19 protein-coding genes are annotated in these 21,017 nt (G+C 66.0%); 8 read left to right on the top strand and 11 right to left on the bottom strand.

Annotated elements, in window-relative coordinates; all coding sequences use genetic code 11:
- Positions 1 to 2: 2 nt before the first annotated feature.
- The 4 genes from livG to CXK94_RS15755 form a co-directional block, all read right to left on the bottom strand.
- Positions 3 to 770, bottom strand: a complete 768-nt coding sequence (gene livG / locus CXK94_RS15770; protein WP_037040371.1) for a high-affinity branched-chain amino acid ABC transporter ATP-binding protein LivG — start codon at positions 768 to 770, stop codon at positions 3 to 5.
- Positions 767 to 2,023, bottom strand: coding sequence for a high-affinity branched-chain amino acid ABC transporter permease LivM (locus CXK94_RS15765; protein WP_102895057.1), 1,257 nt, complete (start codon positions 2,021 to 2,023; stop codon positions 767 to 769). The genes livG and CXK94_RS15765 overlap by 4 nt, the downstream gene beginning before the upstream one ends.
- Positions 2,020 to 2,943, bottom strand: a complete 924-nt coding sequence (gene livH, locus CXK94_RS15760; protein WP_102895056.1) for a high-affinity branched-chain amino acid ABC transporter permease LivH — start codon at positions 2,941 to 2,943, stop codon at positions 2,020 to 2,022. Before livH ends, CXK94_RS15765 begins: the two co-directional genes overlap by 4 nt.
- A gap of 255 nt (positions 2,944 to 3,198) precedes the next feature.
- Positions 3,199 to 4,317 (bottom strand): branched-chain amino acid ABC transporter substrate-binding protein, encoded by a 1,119-nt coding sequence (locus tag CXK94_RS15755; protein WP_102895055.1) that lies wholly within the window; start codon positions 4,315 to 4,317, stop codon positions 3,199 to 3,201.
- A gap of 198 nt (positions 4,318 to 4,515) precedes the next feature.
- Between CXK94_RS15755 and CXK94_RS15750 the strand changes: the two genes are divergently transcribed.
- On the top strand, positions 4,516 to 4,833 hold the full coding sequence (locus CXK94_RS15750; RefSeq protein WP_102895054.1) for a DUF2288 domain-containing protein: 318 nt from the start codon (positions 4,516 to 4,518) through the stop codon (positions 4,831 to 4,833).
- Between the two features lie 42 nt (positions 4,834 to 4,875).
- Here the strand turns inward: CXK94_RS15750 and CXK94_RS15745 are convergent, their stop codons facing one another.
- From CXK94_RS15745 to CXK94_RS15715, 7 genes are all read right to left on the bottom strand, one after another.
- On the bottom strand, positions 4,876 to 6,420 hold the full coding sequence (locus CXK94_RS15745) for a M48 family metallopeptidase (RefSeq protein WP_256046058.1): 1,545 nt from the start codon (positions 6,418 to 6,420) through the stop codon (positions 4,876 to 4,878).
- A gap of 13 nt (positions 6,421 to 6,433) precedes the next feature.
- Positions 6,434 to 6,799 (bottom strand): hypothetical protein, encoded by a 366-nt coding sequence (locus CXK94_RS15740; protein WP_102895194.1) that lies wholly within the window; start codon positions 6,797 to 6,799, stop codon positions 6,434 to 6,436.
- Positions 6,792 to 8,102 (bottom strand): CHASE2 domain-containing protein, encoded by a 1,311-nt coding sequence (locus CXK94_RS15735; protein ID WP_102895052.1) that lies wholly within the window; start codon positions 8,100 to 8,102, stop codon positions 6,792 to 6,794. Before CXK94_RS15735 ends, CXK94_RS15740 begins: the two co-directional genes overlap by 8 nt.
- Positions 8,103 to 8,430: 328 nt before the next feature.
- Positions 8,431 to 9,201 (bottom strand): phosphonate ABC transporter, permease protein PhnE, encoded by a 771-nt coding sequence (gene phnE, locus CXK94_RS15730; RefSeq protein WP_102895051.1) that lies wholly within the window; start codon positions 9,199 to 9,201, stop codon positions 8,431 to 8,433.
- Entirely contained in the window at positions 9,198 to 10,031 is an 834-nt protein-coding gene (locus tag CXK94_RS15725) for a PhnE/PtxC family ABC transporter permease (RefSeq protein WP_102895050.1), read from the bottom strand. Before CXK94_RS15725 ends, phnE begins: the two co-directional genes overlap by 4 nt.
- A complete protein-coding gene (locus CXK94_RS15720) occupies positions 10,025 to 10,882 on the bottom strand; it encodes a phosphonate ABC transporter ATP-binding protein (protein WP_102895049.1) in 858 nt (285 codons plus the stop codon). The genes CXK94_RS15725 and CXK94_RS15720 overlap by 7 nt, the downstream gene beginning before the upstream one ends.
- Positions 10,883 to 10,901: 19 nt before the next feature.
- Positions 10,902 to 11,753, bottom strand: coding sequence for a putative selenate ABC transporter substrate-binding protein (locus CXK94_RS15715; protein ID WP_102895048.1), 852 nt, complete (start codon positions 11,751 to 11,753; stop codon positions 10,902 to 10,904).
- A 273-nt stretch (positions 11,754 to 12,026) separates the two neighbouring features.
- Here CXK94_RS15715 and CXK94_RS15710 point away from each other — a divergent pair, with 273 nt between their 5' ends.
- From CXK94_RS15710 to CXK94_RS15680, 7 genes are all read left to right on the top strand, one after another.
- Entirely contained in the window at positions 12,027 to 12,227 is a 201-nt protein-coding gene (locus CXK94_RS15710) for a hypothetical protein (protein WP_256046057.1), read from the top strand.
- 86 nt (positions 12,228 to 12,313) lie between these two features.
- A complete protein-coding gene (locus CXK94_RS15705) occupies positions 12,314 to 13,201 on the top strand; it encodes an NAD(P)-dependent oxidoreductase (RefSeq protein ID WP_102895046.1) in 888 nt (295 codons plus the stop codon).
- Entirely contained in the window at positions 13,198 to 13,980 is a 783-nt protein-coding gene (locus CXK94_RS15700) for a hydroxypyruvate isomerase family protein (protein ID WP_102895045.1), read from the top strand. Before CXK94_RS15705 ends, CXK94_RS15700 begins: the two co-directional genes overlap by 4 nt.
- Positions 13,981 to 14,101: 121 nt before the next feature.
- Complete coding sequence (locus CXK94_RS15695) at positions 14,102 to 15,448, top strand: spinster family MFS transporter (RefSeq protein WP_102895044.1); 1,347 nt, start codon at positions 14,102 to 14,104, stop codon at positions 15,446 to 15,448.
- A gap of 337 nt (positions 15,449 to 15,785) precedes the next feature.
- Complete coding sequence (locus CXK94_RS15690; RefSeq protein WP_102895043.1) at positions 15,786 to 16,304, top strand: Hcp family type VI secretion system effector; 519 nt, start codon at positions 15,786 to 15,788, stop codon at positions 16,302 to 16,304.
- A gap of 191 nt (positions 16,305 to 16,495) precedes the next feature.
- Entirely contained in the window at positions 16,496 to 18,682 is a 2,187-nt protein-coding gene (gene tssI, locus CXK94_RS15685; RefSeq protein WP_102895042.1) for a type VI secretion system tip protein TssI/VgrG, read from the top strand.
- Positions 18,679 to 20,901, top strand: coding sequence for a hypothetical protein (locus CXK94_RS15680; RefSeq protein ID WP_102895041.1), 2,223 nt, complete (start codon positions 18,679 to 18,681; stop codon positions 20,899 to 20,901). The genes tssI and CXK94_RS15680 overlap by 4 nt, the downstream gene beginning before the upstream one ends.
- Positions 20,902 to 21,017 lie beyond the last annotated feature (116 nt).

Below are 21,017 nucleotides of genomic sequence, written 5' to 3'. Positions count from 1 at the left end.
GCTCACGCCTCTCCCAGATAGGCTTTGATCACATCCGGATTGTTGCGGATCTGTTCGGGCGCACCGTCGGCCAGGGGGGTGCCCTGGTTGATCACGTAGATGTGGTCGGAAATGCTCATCACCAGCTTCATGTCGTGTTCGATCAGCAGTACGGTGACGCCGTGCTCGTCGCGTAGCATCGCGATCAGCGCCTTGAGGTCCTCGGTTTCCCTCGGGTTGAGACCGGCCGCCGGCTCGTCGAGCATGAGGATGCGCGGGCGCGTCATCATGCAGCGGGCGATCTCCAGGCGGCGCTGCTGGCCATAGGCGAGGGTGCCGGCTGGACGGTTGGCGATATCGGTCAGGTTCACCTGCTCCAGCCAGTGCGCGGCGAAGTCCATGGCCTCGCGCTCGCTCTGGCGGAACGCCGGGGTCTTCAACAGGCCGGCGAGGAAGTTGGTGTTCAGGTGCCGGTGCTGCGCCACCAGCAGGTTCTCCACCGCCGTCATGTCCTTGAACAGGCGCACGTTCTGGAAGGTGCGCACCACGCCCTGGCGGGCGATCTTGTGCCCGGGCAGGCCATGGATCGGCGCGCCGTCGAGGAGGATCTCCCCGGCGGTCGGCTGGTAGAAGCCGGTCAGGCAGTTGAATACGGTGGTCTTGCCGGCACCGTTGGGGCCGATCATCGAGACCACTTGCTTGTCGTGTACGGTCAGGCCTACCTGGTTGACGGCCAGCAGGCCGCCAAAGCGCATCGTCAGGCCGCGTACTTCGAGAATCGGGCGGCTCATTGCTTCAACTCCAGGTGGGGGCGTTGCATGGGCAGCAGGCCCTGCGGACGCCAGATCATCATCAGCACCATCAGGGCGCCGAACATCAACATGCGGTATTCGCTGAACTCGCGCATCAGCTCGGGCAGCAGGATCATCACGATGGCCGCGAGGATCACGCCCAGCTGCGAGCCCATGCCGCCCAGCACGACGATGGCGAGGATGATCGCCGATTCGATGAAGGTGAAGGATTCCGGCGACACCAGCCCCTGGCGCGCAGCGAAGAAGCTGCCGGCGAAACCGGCGAAGGACGCGCCGAGGGTGAAGGCCGAGAGCTTGATCACCGTGGGGTTCATGCCCAGCGCGCGACAGGCGATCTCGTCTTCGCGCAGCGCTTCCCAGGCACGGCCGATGGGCATGCGCAGCAGGCGGTTGATCACGAACAGGGTCAACAGCACCAGCAGCAGGGCGATCAGGTAGAGGAAGATCACCTTGTTCACCGAGTTGTAGGCGACGCCGAAGTACTCGTGGAAGGTCTGCATGCCTTCGGCCGCGCGGCGATCGAAGGACAGGCCGAACAGCGTCGGCTTGTCGATGCCGCTGATGCCGTTGGGGCCGCCGGTGATCTCGGTCATGTTGCGCAGCAGGATGCGGATGATCTCGCCGAAGCCGAGGGTCACGATGGCCAGGTAGTCGCCGCGCAGGCGCAGCACCGGGAAGCCGAGCAGGAAACCGAACAGCGCAGCCATCGCCCCGGCGATCGGCAGTGCGGTCCAGAAACCGACACCGTAGTAGTGCGACAGCAGCGCGTAGGTGTAGGCGCCCACGGCGTAGAAGCCGACGTAGCCCAGGTCCAGCAGGCCGGCGAGGCCGACGACGATGTTCAGGCCGAGGCCGAGCATCACGTAGATCAGGATCAGCGTGGCGATGTCCACCGCGCCACGCGAGCCGTAGAACGGCCAGGCCAGGGCGATCAGGACCAAGGCCAGGATGACCCAGCGCTGGGTCGACGGCAGGGTGAGGAAGCTGCCGGCGCCGGCCGGAATGCTCGGCAGGCTCGGACTGGCGGCCCAGCCGGCGGCCAGGCGGGTGCGGAACAACTGCCAGAAGAACATGGCCACGGCGCCCGCGGCGATGATCCAGAAGGTATTGGCGTCGGCGCCGTGGACTTCCACGCGGATGCCGACGGTGGTGAGCTTCAGGCCGAACACCGGCACCGCGACGGCGATGACCAGCAGGGCGCTGAAGAAGGCGGTACGCAGGTGCAGGGTCATACCTTTTCCACCTCCGGACGGCCGAGGATGCCGGTGGGGCGGAACAGCAGCACCAGCACCAGCAGGCTGAAGGCCACCACGTCCTTGTACTGGTCGCCGAAGATGTCGGCGCCGAAGGCTTCGGCCACGCCCAGCACCAGGCCGCCGAGCATGGCGCCGGGAATGCTGCCGATACCGCCGAGCACCGCCGCGGTGAACGCCTTGATGCCGGCGAGGAAGCCGATGTGCGGGTTGATCACGCCGTACTGCATGCTGATCAGCACCGCCGCCACGGCGGCCAGCGCGGCGCCGATGACGAAGGTCAGGGCGATGATGCTGTTGGTGTTGATGCCCAGCAGGTTGGCCATCTTCAGGTCTTCGGCGCAGGCGCGGCAGGCACGGCCCAGGCGCGAACGCGAGATGAACAGGGTCAGGCCGTACATGGCGGCGAAGGTGACCACGAAGATCAGGATCTGCATGTAGGAAATGGTCACCCCGTTCATGGTGCTCTCGCCGATGACCAGGTTGCCCGGCATCAGGTTGGGGATGGCCTTGTCCTTGGAGTCCTGGGCCAGCAGCACGACGTTCTGCAGGAAGATCGACATGCCGATCGCCGAGATCAGCGGGATCAGCCGGTTGCTGCCGCGCAGCGGGCGATAGGCGACCCGCTCGATGCTGTAGCCATAAGCACTGGTGACGATCATGGCGGCGACGAAGGCGCCGATCATCAGGACCGGCAGCGCGTCGAGGCCCATCATGGACAGGCCGACGATGGCGATGAAGGCGACATACGAGCCGATCATGTACACCTCGCCGTGGGCGAAGTTGATCATGCCGATGATGCCGTACACCATCGTGTAGCCGATGGCGATCAGCGCATAGGTGCTGCCAACGGTGAGCCCGTTGATCAGCTGTTGTAGGTAGTGGTAAAGCTCAGGCATCACTGCTCTCCGAAGTCCTGCAATTCCAATTCCGGTCGGCTGCACTGCCCACTTCGAACGCACCGCACACCCTGGCGCGGCGCCACTGCGGTACGGCGCCCTGCGGATCGCGCACGGCTCCGGTTCGAGGCGGGCCCGCTGTTCAGGCCGCTCGTCAAGGTTACAGGTATGGCAAGGCGGCCCGGTGCTTGTGGCAGGGCCGCCCGCTAAAACAAAGCCCACAAGCGAGTGTGGGCTTCGTCAGGCTGATGGAAATTACTTGGCTTCGGTCTTGGTGCCGTCCTGGTGCCATTCGTAGACGACGAAGTTGAAGTCCTTCAGGTCGCCTTTCTCGTCGAATGCCAGCACGCCGGTGGGGGTGTCGAAGGTGTTGCTGCGCAGCGCTTCGGCCACCTTGTCGGTGTCGGTGCTGCCGGCTTTCTCGATGCCTTCGGCGATCACCTGGACGGCGGCGTAGGCCGGGAACACGAACGGACCGCTCGGGTCCTGCTTCTTCGCCTTGAAGCCCTCGACCAGCTCCTTGTTGCGCGGGTCCTGGTCGAAGGATTTCGGCAGGGTCACATACAGGCCTTCGGAGGCCGGGCCGGCGATGGCGGAGATTTCCGAGTTGCCGACGCCTTCCGGGCCCATGAAGCGTACGTTCAGGCCTTTCTCTTTCGACTGGCGCAGCAGCAGGCCCAGTTCCGGGTGGTAGCCGCCGTAGTAGATGAAGTCCACGCCTTCGCGCTTGAGGCGTGCGATCAGCGAGGAGAAGTCCTTGTCGCCGGCGTTGATGCCTTCGAACATGCCGACCTTGATGCCCTTGCCTTCCAGGGTCTGCTTGACGGCAGTGGCGATGCCTTCGCCATACTGCTGCTTGTCGTGGATCACGGCGACATTCTTCGGCTTGATGTGGTCGGCGATGAAGTTGCCGGCGGTCGGGCCCTGCAGGCTGTCGAGGCCGATGGTGCGGAAGATCAGCTCATAGCCGCGCGAGGTGATGTCCGGGCTGGTGGACGCCGCGGTAATCATCAGGATGCCTTCATCCTCGTAGATGTCGGATGCCGGCTGAGTGGAGCTGGAGCAGAGGTGGCCGACCACGAATTTGACGTCATCGTTGACGATCTTGTTGGCCACCGCCACGGCCTGCTTCGGATCGCAGGCGTCGTCATAGCGAATGCCCTGCAATTGTGCGCCGTTCACCCCGCCGGCCTTGTTGATCTGCTCGATGGCCATTTCGGCCCCGATGAATTGCATGTCCCCATATTGCGCGACCGGCCCGGTCACCGGGCCTGCCAATCCGATACGGATGGTGTCGGCGGCCAGGGTGTAGCTGGCGGCACCGGTCAGAGCCATGGCCAGGAAGATTTTCGACAGACGCTGCTTGGTCTTCATAAGTGCTCCACTTGCATCGTTATTGTTTGAATCCTGCGGGCCGGAGTGCCGTTAAGAAGCGAACCTCCCCGAAACGCTCCGGCAACTGTACCGGCACAGTGTAGAAGTGTCTTGTCCGTTTGCACAGCCAGCAGATTCAACCGTTTGATGGGATCCGGGGCGCGGGTATCATGGCGCCCTTTAGTTCTGGTGAGTCCCATGACCGACGACGCAAGCACTCTTTATGCCAAGCTGCTGGGCGAAACCGCGGCGATAACCTGGCAGGAATTGCAGCCTTTCTTCGCGCGTGGCGCGCTGTTGCAGGTGGCCGATGATTTCGACCTGATCGAAGTGGCGCTTGCGGTAGCCGAGGACGATCGGGCGAAAGTCGCTGCCTGGCTGGCCGGCGGGCAGTTGTCGAAGATGGACGTCGAACGGGCCCAGGACTGGCAGGCCCGCGACCCGGACCTGTGGGCCGTGGTGGTCGCGCCCTGGGTGCTGGTGCAGGAGCGCGGCGCGAAGCCGGCTCTGCACTGAAACGGGGCGTTTGGCTACGGCCGGCCGTTTCGCCCACGGCGCTCATGCCACTTTTTTGCACACGTCCTTGCGATTGGGCATTTCCTTGCATTTCTCGCCGAGCGCACGGAATTCGTTTTCGTTGCGCTTCAGCTTGTTGGCCAGCATCTTCTCGACGATGAACAGCTCCTCCGAGCCCAGGTGGCGTTCGGCCTGCTCGATGGCGGCGAGCGCCGCGTCCGCATTGCCGCTGCCCAGGTGGTAGCCGATCAGTTGTTCGTAGACGCCGGGGCCGGCCAGCGACCAGTCGCCGATGGCTTTCAACTGGGCCAATGCCTGGCTTTTCTCACCGGCGGCCATGTACATGTTAAACAGGCTGCGGCGTATGCCGGGCTGGTTCGCCACCGGTGAGCGAAGCGCGCGCTGGGCGAGCGTCCTGGCATCCTTCAGGTTCTTCTGGCCCAGGGCCTCGTTGGCGCCGTAGGCGTTGCGGTAGGCTTCCAGCGAGGCCTTCACCGTCGGGTTGTCGCGGACCTTGCGCCAGCTGCGTTTGTCGACCCGGCTGTAGCGCTGCTCGTCGTACTCGCGCTGCAGGTACTGGCGCAGATCGGTATCACGGCGCTGCGCGGACATGTGCGAGCGCGTCAGGTGCTCGCCTACGGCGCTGACCGTGGTCGCCAGCCCTTGATTGACGAACGTGTTGATCTCCTGCGTGAAGCTGTTGAGGTCGAGCTGCTTCAGCGAGTCCTGCATGGCGCCCTTGCGGGCCTGGAGGAAGCTGTTGAGGATCGGCTTCTGCTTGCCCTGGAAGTCCTCGAGCCGCTGCAGGCTGTGGCTCGCGCCCCGTGGCGCGTAGTTGGCCTTGACCAGCAGGTCGGTGCCGAGCAGGTCGGCCTGGTCTTCCTGGACTCGGCCCCAGGCGGTGTTCCAGACATTGTCCGAGAAGGTATTGGCCAGGGTGGTGTAGAGCACCGTGTCGCCGATGATCTTCTGGGTCGCCAGCGGGTCCTTGCTGATCAGCGTCCACTGCGAGGCACCACGCTGCAGTCGCGTGTCGGCCACCGTCGCGGCGATCACGGTGGTGGTGGCGATATTGGTGAGCAGTTCGCGTTGCTGGTCGAAGGCCAGCCGCCGGTCATGATGGCGCAGCAGCACGTGGCTCATTTCATGGGCCAGCATGGCGGCGATCTCGTCTTCGCTCTCAACGCCTTCGAGCATGCCCAGGGGCACGAACAGGTTGCCGTAGGGGTCGGCCGAAGGCCCGAAGGTGTAGCTGTCGATCACTTTCACCTGCAAGGTTGGCAGTTCGCCGGGCCAGCCCTTGCCGAGCCGCACGACGATGCCCTGCAAATAGCTTTGCAGGGCGGGAATCATCACCAGGTTCTGCTGGCGGATCTCATTGGCCGGCAGGCCGCGCCCGTCGTAGCTCAGGCGCAGGTCCTGGCCCTGCTGGCGATCGAGCGTGAAGTGCTGGCGCACGTCCTCCTGTTCCAGGTACTTGCCCTGGAAGTTGCTCTGGGTGCTTTTGCCGGCGAGGTTGATGAGTGCTTCCGGGGCGCCCTGCAGCGTGGCGCAACCGGGCAGTGCGAACACCAGCATGGCCAGCATGAAGGTCTTTACGTCAGGGTTTCTCACAGCCGGCTCCATACCCGATGGTGGACAGGTTGGTGGCGCTTTCGGCCTTGCCCCTGGGCAGCCTGGCGCACGGCATGGGGACGGTCTTGCCCTCGTTCAGCCGAACGTCGACGCCGTCGAGCCAGACGCGCTGGCCGCCGATCTCGACCTGTACCAGTTCCAGCTCCTCGTTCCACTGCAGCGCCGCCAGTGGCGGGGGCGGTAGCTCGGCGCGCGGCTGCTTGTGCAGAAGCCGGCCGGTTTCGTCCAGCAGGGCGACCGGATCGCTGACGTATTGCACCACGGCCAATTCGGCCGCATGGCCGATGCCGCTGAACAACAGCCCACAGAGCAGGACGAAGGGTTTATGCATGGGGGACTCCTTTCACGAGGGAATTGGGGGCCGGGGCGGCGCGATGGCTGGCCTGCCGCTGCCGGGGCAGCAGCAGGCCGGTCAGCAACAGAAGGCCGAGCACGTTCACGGGGGTGATGCGCAGCGTGTAGAGCAGCCAACTGAGCGCGAGCAGGAACACGACCGCGCAGAGGGGAATGGTGATGCGCTGCTGCCGGGCGTACTTATCCGTGCGGTGCGATTCGAACCAGAGGACGAAGAGCACGAACGCCATCTCGAACAGGTCGAGCACGTCGATCTCGGTGCCGAAGACTTCGGGCGGCGCACTGAAGTAATCCAGTCCGTACTGGATCAGGTTGTCCAGCGCCATGGCATGGCTATAGACGCCCGGCAACTGGCCGTGGACGGGAGAGAGGGCGAGGTCCTCGGCCGATTCGATGGCCGCGCCAACCAGCACCAGGCGGTCGGCCAGCAGTTCGCGCAGCATCGCCCGTTCTTCCGGCACGGTCGTGGCCAGGGTGCTGGCGGTGATGGTCAGGTGATAGGGGCACAGCGTTTCGGCGGGGCTACTGATTCGCCAGAAAATGGCCCGCAGCACCAGCTCCAGGGTCTGGCGCCAGGGGCCTGGTTGCGCCGGACATTGGCTGATGTCACTCACGTGGCGCTGTTCCTGCGCCGGGCCACGACCCCATTGCAGCGCGATCGGCGGTTCCGTGGCGGCCAGCCGCGGCGTGTCCGGCAGCGGGGGGCAAGAATGCTGGCTGCAATGGACGCGGTACAGCGCGAAGGCGGCGGTGTCCAGCCAACCTTCGGCCGTTTCCGCAGCCAACGGGTACTGGTCCTGGTAGCCGCTCCAGCTCACCAGGGCGGGGCGGCTGGCGGCGCTGAGCTCGGGCAGGGTACTGGCTTGCGCCGCTCCCGTGCTGGCCAGGTACAGGGGAATCCCCGCGGCCCGGTAGCGCTCGAAGACGTTGCCCAGCAACTGGCTGCTGTCGTTGTTGCGACCACGCGAATGGTCGTAGCTGTACATCAGGTCCACCATCACTGCGGCGGGGCGGTAGGCCAGCAGCTGGCGAAAGAGCTTGCTCTGCTCGGCATAGGGCAGCGGCCAGTGGCTGTCGCGTTGGCGCAGGTAGTCATCGTCGATGAGGACCACGGCGATCCGCTGCCTGGCGCTGGTTTCGTAGCCGTTGGCCAGGAGCTGGTTCAGCAGGCGGGCGGACGCGGCGTCGGTCGCGCTGGTGAGGCCGAAGGGATCGAGAAGGATGACGAACAACCCGCCGAAGCTGGCCAGCGCGGAGAACTTGCGAAAGAAGGCTGGCACGCGATCGATCCCTGATGATTTCAAAGTGACATCAATGGATGTTCGGTGAACTGTTTCACAAAAGTCAACGCTCGCGAACCGCTCGGGCCGCGGGTCGGCTGCATGCCCATTGCCGAGGTTGTTCTGTCAGCCATGGCGTTGGTAGGCGCGGCGGGGAACCGGCACTGCACTGAAGAGGGACGGCGACGTATGGTCGCAGCGGCGCCATTCGGGCAGCGGCCAGCTGCTAAATGCAGGGGCGTGCTTTGCTCGATGAGGTGAGCGCCTCGTGCGGCGAAGTTGGCGGTGCCTGCGCGACAGCCGCCTTGGCGAGGCGGTGCAGCACCTTTTATCGGCTGCGCACCCAGCGCATCCGGGCCCAGCCGCTGAACGCATCCACCGCCAGCACCATCGCCAGCATGGCGAGGATCACCGTCGAGGCCTGGGCTTCCTGGAACAGGCTGAGGCTCATGTAGAGCATCTGCCCCAGCCCGCCGGCGCCGACGAAGCCGAGCACGCTGGCCATGCGGATATTGTTCTCCCAGCGATACAGCGTATAGGCCACCAGCTGCGGCCAGAGCGTCGGCAGGGTACCGTAGCAGAAGGCGGCGCCGCGCCCGCTGCCGCTCAGGCGCAGTGCCTCGCCGGGTGCGGGCGGGGTGTTTTCCAGCGCCTCGGCGAACAGCCGGCCGAGCACGCCGGCGGTATGCAGGGCCAGCGCCAGGGTACCGGCGTTCGGCCCCAGCCCGGCGGCCAGCACCATCAGCGCCGCCCAGACCAACTCCGGAATCGCCCGCAGCGCATTGAGCAGCAGCCGCGAGGCCACCTGCAGGATCACGCCGAAGCGCCCGGCGGCGGGCAGCGCCAGCAGCAGGCCGAGCAATGCCGCCAGCAGCGTGCCGATGGCCGACATGGCGAGGGTTTCCAGCGCGCCGTAAGCGATGGCGTGCAGATGCGCCAGCGACAGGTCGGGCGCGAGGAAGCCCGCGGCATAGCTGGCCATCTGCCCGAGGCCTTCGCGGCTGAGCAGGGCACTGGTCTCCAGTTGCAGGAAGGCGAAGGCGGCGATGACCGCCGCCAGCAGCGCGCCGGGGATCAGCAGGCGCGACAGCAGCTTCATGCGAACCTCCAGCGCAGCAGCCGGCTGAGCAGGTCGGCCAGCAGCACCAGCAGCAGGAAGGTCAGCAGCATGCTGGCGACTTCGCCGCCGGCGAACATGCGCATCGACAGGTCCATCTGCTGGCCGAGCCCGCCGGCACCGACGAAGCCCATCACCACCGAGGCGCGGATCGCGCATTCCCAGCGATAGACCGTGTAGGAGAGCATTTCGGCGGTCGCCTGCGGCAGCACGCCGTAGAAGAATGCCTGCAGGCGCGACGCGCCGGCACCGAGCAGGGCACGGGCGGGCAGCGGGTCGACCGACTCGAAGATCTCCGCGTAGACCTTGCCGAGCATGCCGGCATAGGTGATGGCGATGGCCAGCACGCCGGCGGTCGGCCCCAGGCCCACGGCGCGGACGAACAGCAGCGCCCAGACGATTTCCGGAATGCTGCGCAAGACGATCAGCAGCCCGCGCACCGGCCAGCGCAGCGTCTGCGCCCACCAGGCCGGCCGGCCGCCACGGCTGAGCGCCGAGAGCGATAGCGCACGGGTGGCCAGCAGCGCGCAGGGCATGGCGACGGCCAGGGCCAGGGTCATGCCGGCGGTGGCGATGGCCAGGGTTTCCAGCGTCGCTTGCCAGAGCAGGGCGAGGAACTCGCCGCCATGTTCCGGCGGCCAGAAGCCGGCGAGGAACGCTGCCATGGTGTCGGCGTTGCTGCCGTCGAACAGCACGCCCAGGTCCAGCTCGCTCAGGCCCAGGCCCGGCCATAGCAGTGCCACGGCCAGCAATGTCAGCAGCAGGCGTGAAGTGGCGGCAGGGTCGCGCTGGACGAGAGCGGGGTTCAGCATCGTGGAATGTTCAGCTGCTGCATGAGCGCCGGTTGTACCGGCTCGCGTTCGAGCTGCTCGTTGACATACAGCGCAGCGAGTTCGTCAGGGCTGACTTGTGCGGTGGGCTTGTCGAACAGGATGCGGCCGTTGCGCACGCCGACGATCCGTGGGAAATGCTCCAGCGCGAGTTCCACCGCATGCAGGCTGGCCAGCAGCGTGGCGTTGCGACGTTGCGTCTCGCGGTTGAGCACGTCGAGCGTATAGGCGGCGAGCACCGGGTCCATGGCCGAAACCGGCTCGTCGGCGAGGATCAGCTCTGGCGCCTGGTAGAGCATGCGGGCGATGCCGACGCGCTGCAGCTGGCCACCGGAAAGCTGGTCGCAGCGCATGTACAGCTTGTCGGCCAGGTCCAGCCGGCCGAGCGCTTCGGCGGCGCCCTGGCGGTCCAGCGGATAGACCAGGCTGAGCAGGCTTTGGGGCAGCGACCACTGGCCGAGGCGGCCGGCCAGCACCGCGGTGATCACCCGTTGCCGCGGCGGCAGCGGCGGCGCCTGGTGGATCAGGCCGATACGTGTGCGCAACCGCTGGCGGGCGCCGGCGGAAAGCCTCCAGGGCTGCTGGCCGAGCAGCTCCAGCTGGCCCTGGTCGGGCTTGAGGCTGGTGGCCAGCAGGCGCAGCAGGGTGGTCTTGCCGGCGCCGGAGGGGCCGATGATGGCGACCCGTTCGCCCTGCATGATCTGCAGGTCGATCCCGTGCAGCGCCGGCGGGCCGCCAGCGTGGCTGTGCCCCACGGCGGACAGCCTCAGCGCCGGCCAGGACCCGGCGACGCGATGGCCTTGCGCCGTGGGGACGGCTTCCAGGGTATTCATGTGCGGCGAGGACCGGACGTCACTTGAGCAGGCCGGCGGCGCGCGCGGCCTGCTCGATGCCTTGGTAGTTCTCCGGCTTGGTCTCGATGAAGCGGCTGGCAGCCTGCAGGTCGAGGATCGCCTTGTGCTCGGGGTTGGCCGGATCGAGCGCAAGGAACGCCGCCTTGAGCTTCTCGACCAGTTCCGGGTCGAGATTGCCGCGCACGGTCCAGTTGTAGTCGTAGTAGGGCGGCGTGGTGGAAATCACACGGACCTTGTCGGTGTCGACCTTGCCAGCGGCGACCAGTTTGTCCCACACCGAGGCGTTGAGCACGCCGGCGTCGGCCTTGCCGGCCTCGACCCAGGCGGCCGTGGCGTCATGGGCGCCGGAGTAGGCGATGCGCTTGAAGAACTTCTCCGGCTCGATGCCATCCTTGAGCATGAAGTAGCGCGGCATCAGGCTGCCGGAGGTGGAGGATACCGAGCCGAAGGCGAAGGTCTTGCCCTTCAGGTCCGCCAGCGACTGCACGTCGGGATCGGCGGTGATGAACTTGCTGGTGAACTGCTCGTCCTGCTCGCGCTGCACCAGCGGGATGGCATCGCCGGTCTTCAGGCGGGTCTGTACGAAGGTGAAACCGCCCAGCCAGGCCAGGTCGAGACGATCGGAGGCCAGGGACTCGACCACGGCGGCGTAGTCGGAAACCGGGGTGAACTTCACCGGCATGCCCAGTTCTCGTTCCAGGTACTCGCCCAGGGGCTTGAACTTGCGGATCAGTTCGGTGGGCGCTTCGTCGGGGATGGCGGAAACCCGCAGCGTTTCGGCTGCTTGGGTGGTGGCAACGGACAGGGATACGGCAAGGCCGGCAACGGCTGCCAGGGTGCGCTTCAGCATTGAGGGTTCTCCGGTTCAATAGCGGAAAAAGCGCACGAATTATAGTGGGTGTTGGCCAGGCCGCGGCAAGCGCCGCGCCATTGTCGTGCCAGTGGGTTGTCTGCAAGGCGCGTTTGCCCATGATCGTCCGCGCACAGGCTCGTGCAGATGCCCGAACGAGCCCCGCCCGATGACCGGAACTTTTTTTCGCGCCTACACCTAAGCACTCTGTAATGGCCGGATATTGTCAAAGTGCCATTTCTTATGGACATCCCCAGTGGAAAGGACGCGAACGTGAAGGACATCGTATCGGGCCGGGCGGCCATCGTGTGGGCGGACGGCTATTCGTTCAGGGAAGTCGAAATACTGTGCGCCGAGCCTGTCGAGGTCGAGGAGCATGCGTCGGTGCTGCCCCTGGCAGAAAAGGTACTCACCGAAGCCCGGTTGGCCACCTTTCTGCTAGGGCCGTTGCTGGTCGACCTGCCCCAGGGCTGACGCGTTACGAATGAGCGCCACCGGCTTGGCCGAGCCGGCCCCGGCAGGGCTAGAATCAGCGCCTTCGTTCGCAAAGGAGCCGCCCCATGTCCGACCTGCCCACTCTCGCTTTCGCCGGCATCGGCCTGATGGGCCTGCCGATGTGCCGCCGCCTGCTGGCGGCGGGGTATCGCCTGGCGGTGTGGAACCGCTCGCCCGGCAAATGCCGGCCGCTGGCCGAACTCGGTGCCCGGGTGGTGGCGACGCCGGCCGAACTCTGTGCCGAGGCGGATATCGTGCTGCTGTGCCTGGCCGACACCGCGGCGGTGCGCGAGGTACTGTTCGGCAAGGCGGGCATCGCCGAGGGTGGCAGGGCCGGCAAGCTGCTGGTCGATCATTCCAGCCTGGAGCCGACCGCGACCCGCGACATGGCCGCCGAGCTGGAATTTCGCTGCGGCATGCGCTGGGTGGATGCGCCGGTGTCCGGCGGCACCGCGGGCGCCGAGGCCGGCACGCTGGCGATCATGGCCGGCGGCCGGGTCGAGGACATCGAGCGGGTGCGCCCGGTGCTGATGCACCTGGGCCAGCGCCTGACCCGCATGGGCGATGTCGGCGCCGGGCAGGTGAGCAAGGTCTGCAACCAGATGATCGTCGCTTGCAACGCCCTGGTGATCGCCGAAGTGGTGGCCCTGGCCGAGCGCGCCGGGGTCGACGCCAGCCTGCTGGCGCCGGCACTGGCCGGTGGTTTCGCCGATTCCAGGCCGCTGCAGATCCTCGCCCCGCAGATGGCGGCGAGCGAGTTCGAACCGGTGAAATGGCACGTGCGCACCCTGCTCAAGGACCTGGATACGGCGGTGAAGCTGTCCCGCGAACAGGGCTCGGCAACCCCGCTGAGCGGGCTGGCGGCGCAACTGATGCGCCTGCACGGCAGCCAGGGCAACCTGGAGCGCGATCCGGCGACGCTGGTGCAACTGTATCGGGAGGGCAGCCTGTGAAGATCGCCGCCAATCTGTCGCTGCTGTTCAGCGAACTGCCGCTCGCCGAGCGTATTCTCGCCGCCCGCACGGCCGGTTTCGATGGCGTGGAAATCCAGTTCCCCTACGAGCTGCCGGCCATCCGCCTGAAGGAGCTGCTCGAGCGTGCCGGCCTGCCGCTGGTGCTGATCAACCTGCCGGCCGGCGACCTGATGCAGGGCGGGCCGGGGCTGGCGGCCGTACCCCAGCGCCAGGAGACGTTCGACGCCGCGCTGCAGGAGGCGCTGAGCTATGCGCTGATGGCCCGCCCGGCTTGTGTCAACGTGCTGCCGGGGCGGCTGGCCGAGGGCATCGGGCGCGAAGAAGCGCTGACCACCCTCGAACGCAATCTGTGGAAGGCCGCGGAGGCCTTCGAGATGCTCGGCATCCGTGTGCTCTGCGAGGCGATCAACCCGCTGGACATGCCCGGCTTCCTGATCAACAGCGCCGCGGATCTCGCGGCGCTGCTGGAGCGGGTCGATCATCCCAACTGTCTGGCGCAGCTGGATTTCTACCACATGGCCCGCCAGGGGCTGGATATCCCGGCCTGCATCGAGCGCTTGAGTGGGCGTATCGGCCACGTGCAGTTCGCCGATTGTCCGGGACGCGGCGAACCGGGTAGCGGCGAGCTGGATTTCGCGGCAGCGCTGCAGGCCTTGCAGGCGAGCGGCTACCAGGGCTGGCTGGGCGCCGAATACCGGCCAGGCGATGCGGGCACCCAGGCCAGCCTAGGCTGGCTGCCGGCATGGCAGGCGCGCTGAGAGCCATCGCGCGGCATAAGCCAGGTTGATATTCGCAGACGGCGGGCAGCGCTGGTTCTAGAGTTCAGGCGAGTCCCGGCTGGTCTGCGGCCGGCATATAAGAACAATCGAGACCGACGTCATGCAGCCTTCCACCCAAGCCCCGAACGCCTGGCGCGTGCTGTTCCTGCTGTTTCTGGCCAACCTGTTCAACTTCTTCGACCGTACCATCCCGGCGATCATCGCCGAGCCGATTCGCCTGGAGTGGCGGCTCAACGACTTCCAGCTGGGGCTGATCGGCACCGCGTTCACCATCGTCTACGCCCTGGCCGGGGTGCCGCTGGGACGCATGGCCGACCTCGGTTCGCGGCGCAGGATCATGGGCTGGGGCCTGACCGCCTGGAGTGGCCTGACCGCGATCAACGGGCTGGCCTGGAATTTCTGGAGCTTCTTGCTGGTGCGCATGGGCATCGGTATCGGCGAGGCCAGCTACGCGCCGGCGGCCAACTCGCTGATCGGCGACCTGTTCCCGGCGCACAAGCGCGCCCGGGCGATGGGCATCTTCATGCTGGGCCTGCCGCTGGGCCTGTTGCTGGCATTCTTCACCATCGGCTCGATGGTCGAGGCATTCGGCAGCTGGCGTGCGCCGTTCTTCATTGCGGCGGTACCGGGGCTGGTGCTGGCGCTGTTCATCTTCCTGGTCAGGGAACCGCGGCGCGGCGCCGCCGAGACGGTCAAGGTGTCCCAGGAACCGGTCCGCCAGCCGGTGCGCAAGGTTCTGGCGATCCGCACCTTCTGGTGGCTGGTGCTGGCCGGGCTGGCCTTCAACTTCGCCACCTACGCCTGCAATGCCTTCATGGTGCCCCTGCTGATGCGCTATCACGCGGTGCCGCTGGTGGAGGCCTCGGTGGCCACCGGGGTGATCGTCGGGCTCACCGGGCTGGTCGGGCTGACGCTGGGCGGCTGGGTGGCCGACCGGATTCATCAGCGTTTCGCCCGCGGCCGGCTGGTGTTCGCCGCGGCGAGCATGCTGATCGCCACGCTCGCCACCGGTTATGCGCTGCTGGCGGGGCGTATCGAGGTCGGCATATTCGTCGCGGTGTTCAGCATCGGCTGGCTGTTCTCGTACAACTTCTACACCTGCGTCTACACCGCGATCCAGGACGTGGTCGAGCCGCGCCTGCGGGCCACGGCCATGGCGCTGTTCTTCGCCGGGCTGTACCTGCTCGGCGGCGGCATGGGCACGGTGGTGGTGGGGCTGCTCTCGGACCATTTCGCCGAGGCGGCGATGCTCGCGGCCGGCGCCGGCGAGATGAGCGAAGCCTTCCGCGCCGAGGGGCTGCATGGCGCGATGTACCTGATCCCGGCGTCGTTGCTGCTGACCATGGTGTTCCTGTTCCAGGCATCGCGGACGTTCTGCCGGGATTCGCAGCGGATGACCGCCGGCATGGCGGCGGATGCTCCAGCGGCGGAGGCGGTGCCGGCCTGATCGAGTGGCACGGGCCGGAGCGGCCCGTTTGAATGGCGAAACCCGGGTATCCCGTCATGCCAAACTGCGCAACATCTTGCACACCCAAAATGTGGATAACCTTGTGGATGAATGCATACAGGCCAGGCAATACGGAGCCTGTAGGCCATTGCGCAACTTTTTGCACAGGGGTGCGCAAGATGTTGCGCAACTTTCTGTGCGCTGGATCACAAATGGCTTTGGCAGGAATCTGGCTGATTACGCAATCTATTGATTAATCAGTGTTTTCTGATCCTGGCACGGCACTTGTACTGAGAAGCTCGCCATTCGGCATTCATTCCAGACAAGGAGAGCACCCATGCCAACACCCGCGTACCTGTCCCTCGAAGGCACCAAGCAAGGCCTGATCACCGCCGGCACCTTCACCGAGGACTCTGTGGGTAACATCTTCCAGGAAGGCCACGAAGACCAGATCCTGGTCCAGGCCTTCCAGCACCAGGTCATCATCCCGCGCGACCCGCAGTCCGGCCAGCCGACCGGCCAGCGCGTGCACAAGCCGCTGATGGTCACCAAGGTGTTCGACAAGTCCTCGCCGCTGATCTTCAACGCCCTGACCTCCGGCGAGCGCCTGAACAAATGCCGCCTGGAGTGGTACCGCACCTCGTCCACCGGGACCCAGGAGCACTACTTCACCATCGAGCTGGAAGATGCGGTGATCGTCGACGTGCAGTCGCGCATGCCCAACTGCCAGGACCCGAACATGTCCCACTTCACCCACCTGGAAGACGTCTACTTCACCTACCGCAAGATCGTCTGGACCCACGAGGTCTCCGGTACGTCCGGTTCCGACGACTGGCGCACCCCGATCGCCGGCTGATCCGCTGCGGTCCGCTTCGGCCGGGCGTTGCCTGGCCGAAGGCTTATTGCGATGCACTAGACAGAACACCAACCTGCCGCTGCGCAATGCGAACCCAGCGCATTGCACAGCGGCCGGCACGTGGTAAATCGGGACCCCGAAGCGCCTGGGCGTCCCGCCATGGGCGAAAACGGAAAACAGGAGGAACACGGATGTTCGCCGCAGCCAACCAGCCCCATTTCTCGCTGAGCATCGAAGGGTTCGAGCACGACCTGCAGGTGCTGGCCTTCGACGGCCACGAAGCCATCGCCCAGCCCTACCGCTTCGACCTCGAACTGGTCAGCGAACGCCCCGACCTGGACCTCGAAGCCCTGCTGCACCGGCCGGCATTTTTAACCCTCGATGCCGATGGCACCGGCATCCATGGCCTGATCCAGCGCGCCGCCCAGGGCGAATCCGGCAAGCGCCTGGCCCGCTACAGCCTGACCCTGGTGCCGCAACTGGCCTACCTCGCCCACCGCAGCAACCAGCGCATCTTCCAGCAGCTCAGCGTGCCGCAGATCATCGCCCGGATCCTCGAGGCGCACGGCATCCTCGCCGGTACCGGCCACCGCTTCCAGCTCGGCCCGGTGCTCTATCCGGCGCGCGACTACTGCGTGCAGTACGACGAGAGCGACCTGCACTTCCTCCAGCGCCTGTGCGAGGAAGAAGGCATCCACTACCACTTCGAGCACGACCGCCAGGGCCATGTGCTGGTCTTCGGCGACGACCAGACGGTGTTTCCGATGCTCGCGCCGGTGGCCTACCAGCAGGATTCCGGGCTGGTGGCCGACGAACCGGTGGTCAAGCGCTTCGGCCTGCGCCTGGAAACCCGCACCAGCCGCGTCAGCCGCCGCGACTACGACTTCGAGCAACCGCGCCTGCAACTGGAGAGTACCGTCTCCGGTGAGCTCGTCCCGGACCTGGAAGACTATGACTACCCCGGCCGCTTCACCGAGCGCAGCCGTGGCAGGCACCTGGCGCAACGCGCTCTGGAGCGCCACCGCCACGACTACCAGCAGGCCGAGGGCACGAGCGACCAGCCACGCTTGCTCAGCGGCCATTTCCTCGAACTGACCGATCATCCGCGTGCCGACTGGAACCAGCTCTGGCTACTGAGCGAAATCCACCACCAGGGCCGCCAGCCGCAGGTGCTGGAAGAGTCGATTGGCGACGCGGGCATGCACGGCCCGAGCCTTTCTCCCTTCGCCGGGAACGACCCTTGGAATGCCGGTGCCCGAGCGAAGCCGGATGCCTGGGCCGAAGGCTGGGACGAGAACGACGACTTCCGCCAGGGCTACCGCAACCGCTTCCTCGCCACACCCTGGGACATCCCCTTCCGCCCGGCCCTGAAACACCCGAAACCGAAAATCCTCGGCAGCCAGACCGCCGTGGTCACCGGCCCGGCCGGCGAGGAGATCCACTGCGACCCGTACGGCCGCGTGAAGGTCCAATTCCACTGGGATCGCGAAGGCGCACGCGACGACAAGAGCAGCTGCTGGCTGCGCGTCTCCAGCAGCTGGGCCGGCGACCGCTACGGCGGCGTCGCCATCCCGCGGGTGGGCATGGAAGTGCTGGTCACCTTCCTCGAAGGCGACCCCGACCAGCCACTGGTCACCGGCTGCCTCTACCACGCCGAGCACGTCGCGCCCTATGAGCTGCCGGCGCACAAGACCCGATCGGTGTTCAAGACCCTCAGCTCGCCGGGCGGCGATGGCTACAACGAGCTGCGCATCGAGGACCGCAAAGGCGCCGAGCAGATCTACCTCCATGCCCAGCGCGACTGGGACCAGAACATCGAGCACGACCAGAAGATCCGCGTTGGCCACGAACGCCACGACCGCGTGGAAGCCAACAGCTACAGCGAATTTCAGGCCGAAGAGCACCGCACCACCCATGGTGACCGCAAAACGGAAGTCAGGGCCAGCGACCACCTGACGGTGGGCCGCGACCAGCACATCCGGATCGGCAACGGGCAGTTCGTCGAGGCGGGCCAGGAAATCCACCTGTCCAGCGGCCTGAAAGTGGTGCTCGAAGCCGGTAGCGAACTCACCTTCAAGGCCGCCGGCAGCTTCGTCAAGCTCGACGCCGGCGGCATCACCCTCAGCGGCCCCAGCGTCAGGCTCAATTCGGGCGGCAGCCCGGGCAAGGGCTCGGGGGCGAAGCCGGCCTTGCCAGAAGCGCCCAACCCGGCCGACACCGCGCCCACTGGCGAACGAACGAACCGGGGGCAGGGCAGCCCGTTGCCACCGCCGGCAAGTGTCGCCGAACAGTGCCCGCGGAAACTGATCATCGATATCTGGGGCGACCCGGCCGTGGGTGGCCAGGTGCAACTGCTCGACCCGGAGGGTGACGTATGAGCGAGCTGAAGGACCAGTCCATCGAACAGGGCACCCGCAAGCGTGCGGACTACAACAACGCGCGCCGCGCACGATTGGCGCTGAGTATCGATCGCAGCGATGGTGGCCAGTTGCAGATCGTTGTCGAAACGGATATGCGCAGCCATGAGGAAGAGCCGGAGATCCAGCAGAACACCTTCCTCGCCGTCGTCCCCCTGGCTCGGCTGCCCGGTCATGATCGGTACGATGAGGCGCCGAAAGGCGCACTGCCCCGTCCCGGACGCATCTACATATTCCAGAACGGAAGGCTATGGAGAGAGCTGGCCTGCGATGGCAAAGGCGATCTATCCGACGTGGACGTAGCCCATTGGCGCCACATCGCGGCGCAAGGCGAACCGGCTGATGATCGGCCCCCGGTCGGCAAGCCGCTGGCGCTGACGCTGGTGCCCATGCTGTTGCAAGGCCGTTTCGTCGGCGACCAATACCGCATGGCCTACAGCGAAATGGCCTGGACCTGGGAATACATCGCCTGGCTGGAAGCCGACAGCAGCCGGGTCGGAAACCGTTGCCAGAGTGTCGCACCGGCCTGGTCTGCTGCAATCGTCGGCGGCGAGCGCTGGAAGCCGACCCAGGCGATGCCGGTCGTGGTCATCGACCGGCAGGCCGAGGGGCTGCGCGCACGCGACTTCAATGTGGAAAGCACCCTGGCCGACCCGGCCGTCTTCACCCCCTCCTTCACCGCCTTCGCCGAAACGGAATGGGTCATCAAGCTGCAGTGTGCACAAGAGCAGTTGGCCGCTTTTCAGCAAGGCGAACGACCGCACCCCCTGCCCGAACTGGAAGCCGGGCCGGATATGCTGGTCGAAAAGAAGCTGCGCGGGTATCCCAAGCTGGTCGGTTTCATGCTTGAAGACCCTCAGTTCGCCTTGCGCCATGCCACTGCCCAGGCGCGCCTGGCCGAGGCCTATCTGTTGTCGCTCAATGCCCTGGTCGCGCACCGTCCGAACGGCCGTTATGCCCAGGTCGTCTACAGCACGGTCATGCGTTCCGGCGATAACCCCTTGGCGAAATTCAGGGACCTGATCGACCAGCCGGCTCTGCTCGAAGCCGTGTTCGAGGACGAAAGGAAGGCCGCACGCGAGCACCTCGAACGCACCCTCGAACGACTGCTGGCCCTGTTCGAACGCCGCCTGGAAAGCGTCGCGGCGGATTGGCTGTTCAGCCACGATGAACGCCTGCTGGAACCTTACGCCTGGCTGACCGAAGCCCTGGATGCGCTCAATAAAACCCCATCGCAGTGCGATGCCCTGTGCCACACACCGACCAGCCGTGAGCTCGAGGCCCGTATCGACCGACTGGTGCAGAGCCTGTTGCAAGCCACGCATCCGCTGACCCGCCGAATGCTGGTCGGCGTTGACGGCGAACTGCCCGAAGCCGTCGAGCGCTTGCAGGCGCTGTCGGTACAAACGCGTGAACCCGACCCTGCGCGCATGGGCCTGAGCACGCTGTTGCAGGCGGCCAGCCTCGATACGCCGGCCACCGATGCGCTCGGCGTTTCCAAGAACATGACGGCACTGGTCGGCGACTTCATGGACCTCTTCGCCACCGCCGTGGGCACCCAGCTCAACCGCGTTGGCGCAAGCCTGGTCAATATCGAATTGCACCGCCTGTTCGCGCCGGCCTTCGGCGTGTTCGAACGGCTCTCGCCATCGTGGAAGGGCCTTACGCTCGTTTCGCGCGCCGATGCCAATACCCAGGGCCTGGTGATACTGGGCGTCGAGGGCGCGGGCCTGAGCCATGGCCTGACGGCCGAGGAACGCCGCACCCTGACCCGCAGGAACTACCGCTACGCCACCCTGCACGACAAGGCGGGCAACCCGATCGGTTCCACCAGCCCCCGGCATGCGCAGCGGCAACTGCCCAATCTTGGCCGGATCACCGTGATCGCCGCCCCGGCGGATCATCCCCAGGTGCACAAGCTCAGCGCCTGGAAGCTGCAGGCCAACCGCACCATCCAGGCGACGCTGGAAACGCCGGCGGTGCCTCTGGTGGCGGTGGTTTGTGCGTTGTTCAATCTGCACGCACAGAGGATTGGGATGAAGGAACTTAAAACTGAAGGTTCAGAAGGAATTTTTCGCTATCACGCTGGAGAGCTCAGTGCGGGCACTGAGCTTATCGTGGCATTGGGCAATCTGAGCAAACCGATACTGGGCGCTGAAAATGGCCTAGCAGGCCGTTGAAAAAAGCCAGAGCCCGCGTGGCTCTGGCAAAATGGCGGCCATCCTCTTCTGCCGAAGCCAGCCCAAGCCGATGCGTGGACTCGACCTCAAACAAAACGAGCTGTTCAGTTATACGA

The organism is Stutzerimonas stutzeri (assembly GCF_002890915.1).
Taxonomy (GTDB): domain Bacteria; phylum Pseudomonadota; class Gammaproteobacteria; order Pseudomonadales; family Pseudomonadaceae; genus Stutzerimonas; species Stutzerimonas stutzeri_AF.
Note: the sequence above shows the minus strand (reverse complement) of the source record. Positions and strands in the feature narration are given on the sequence as shown.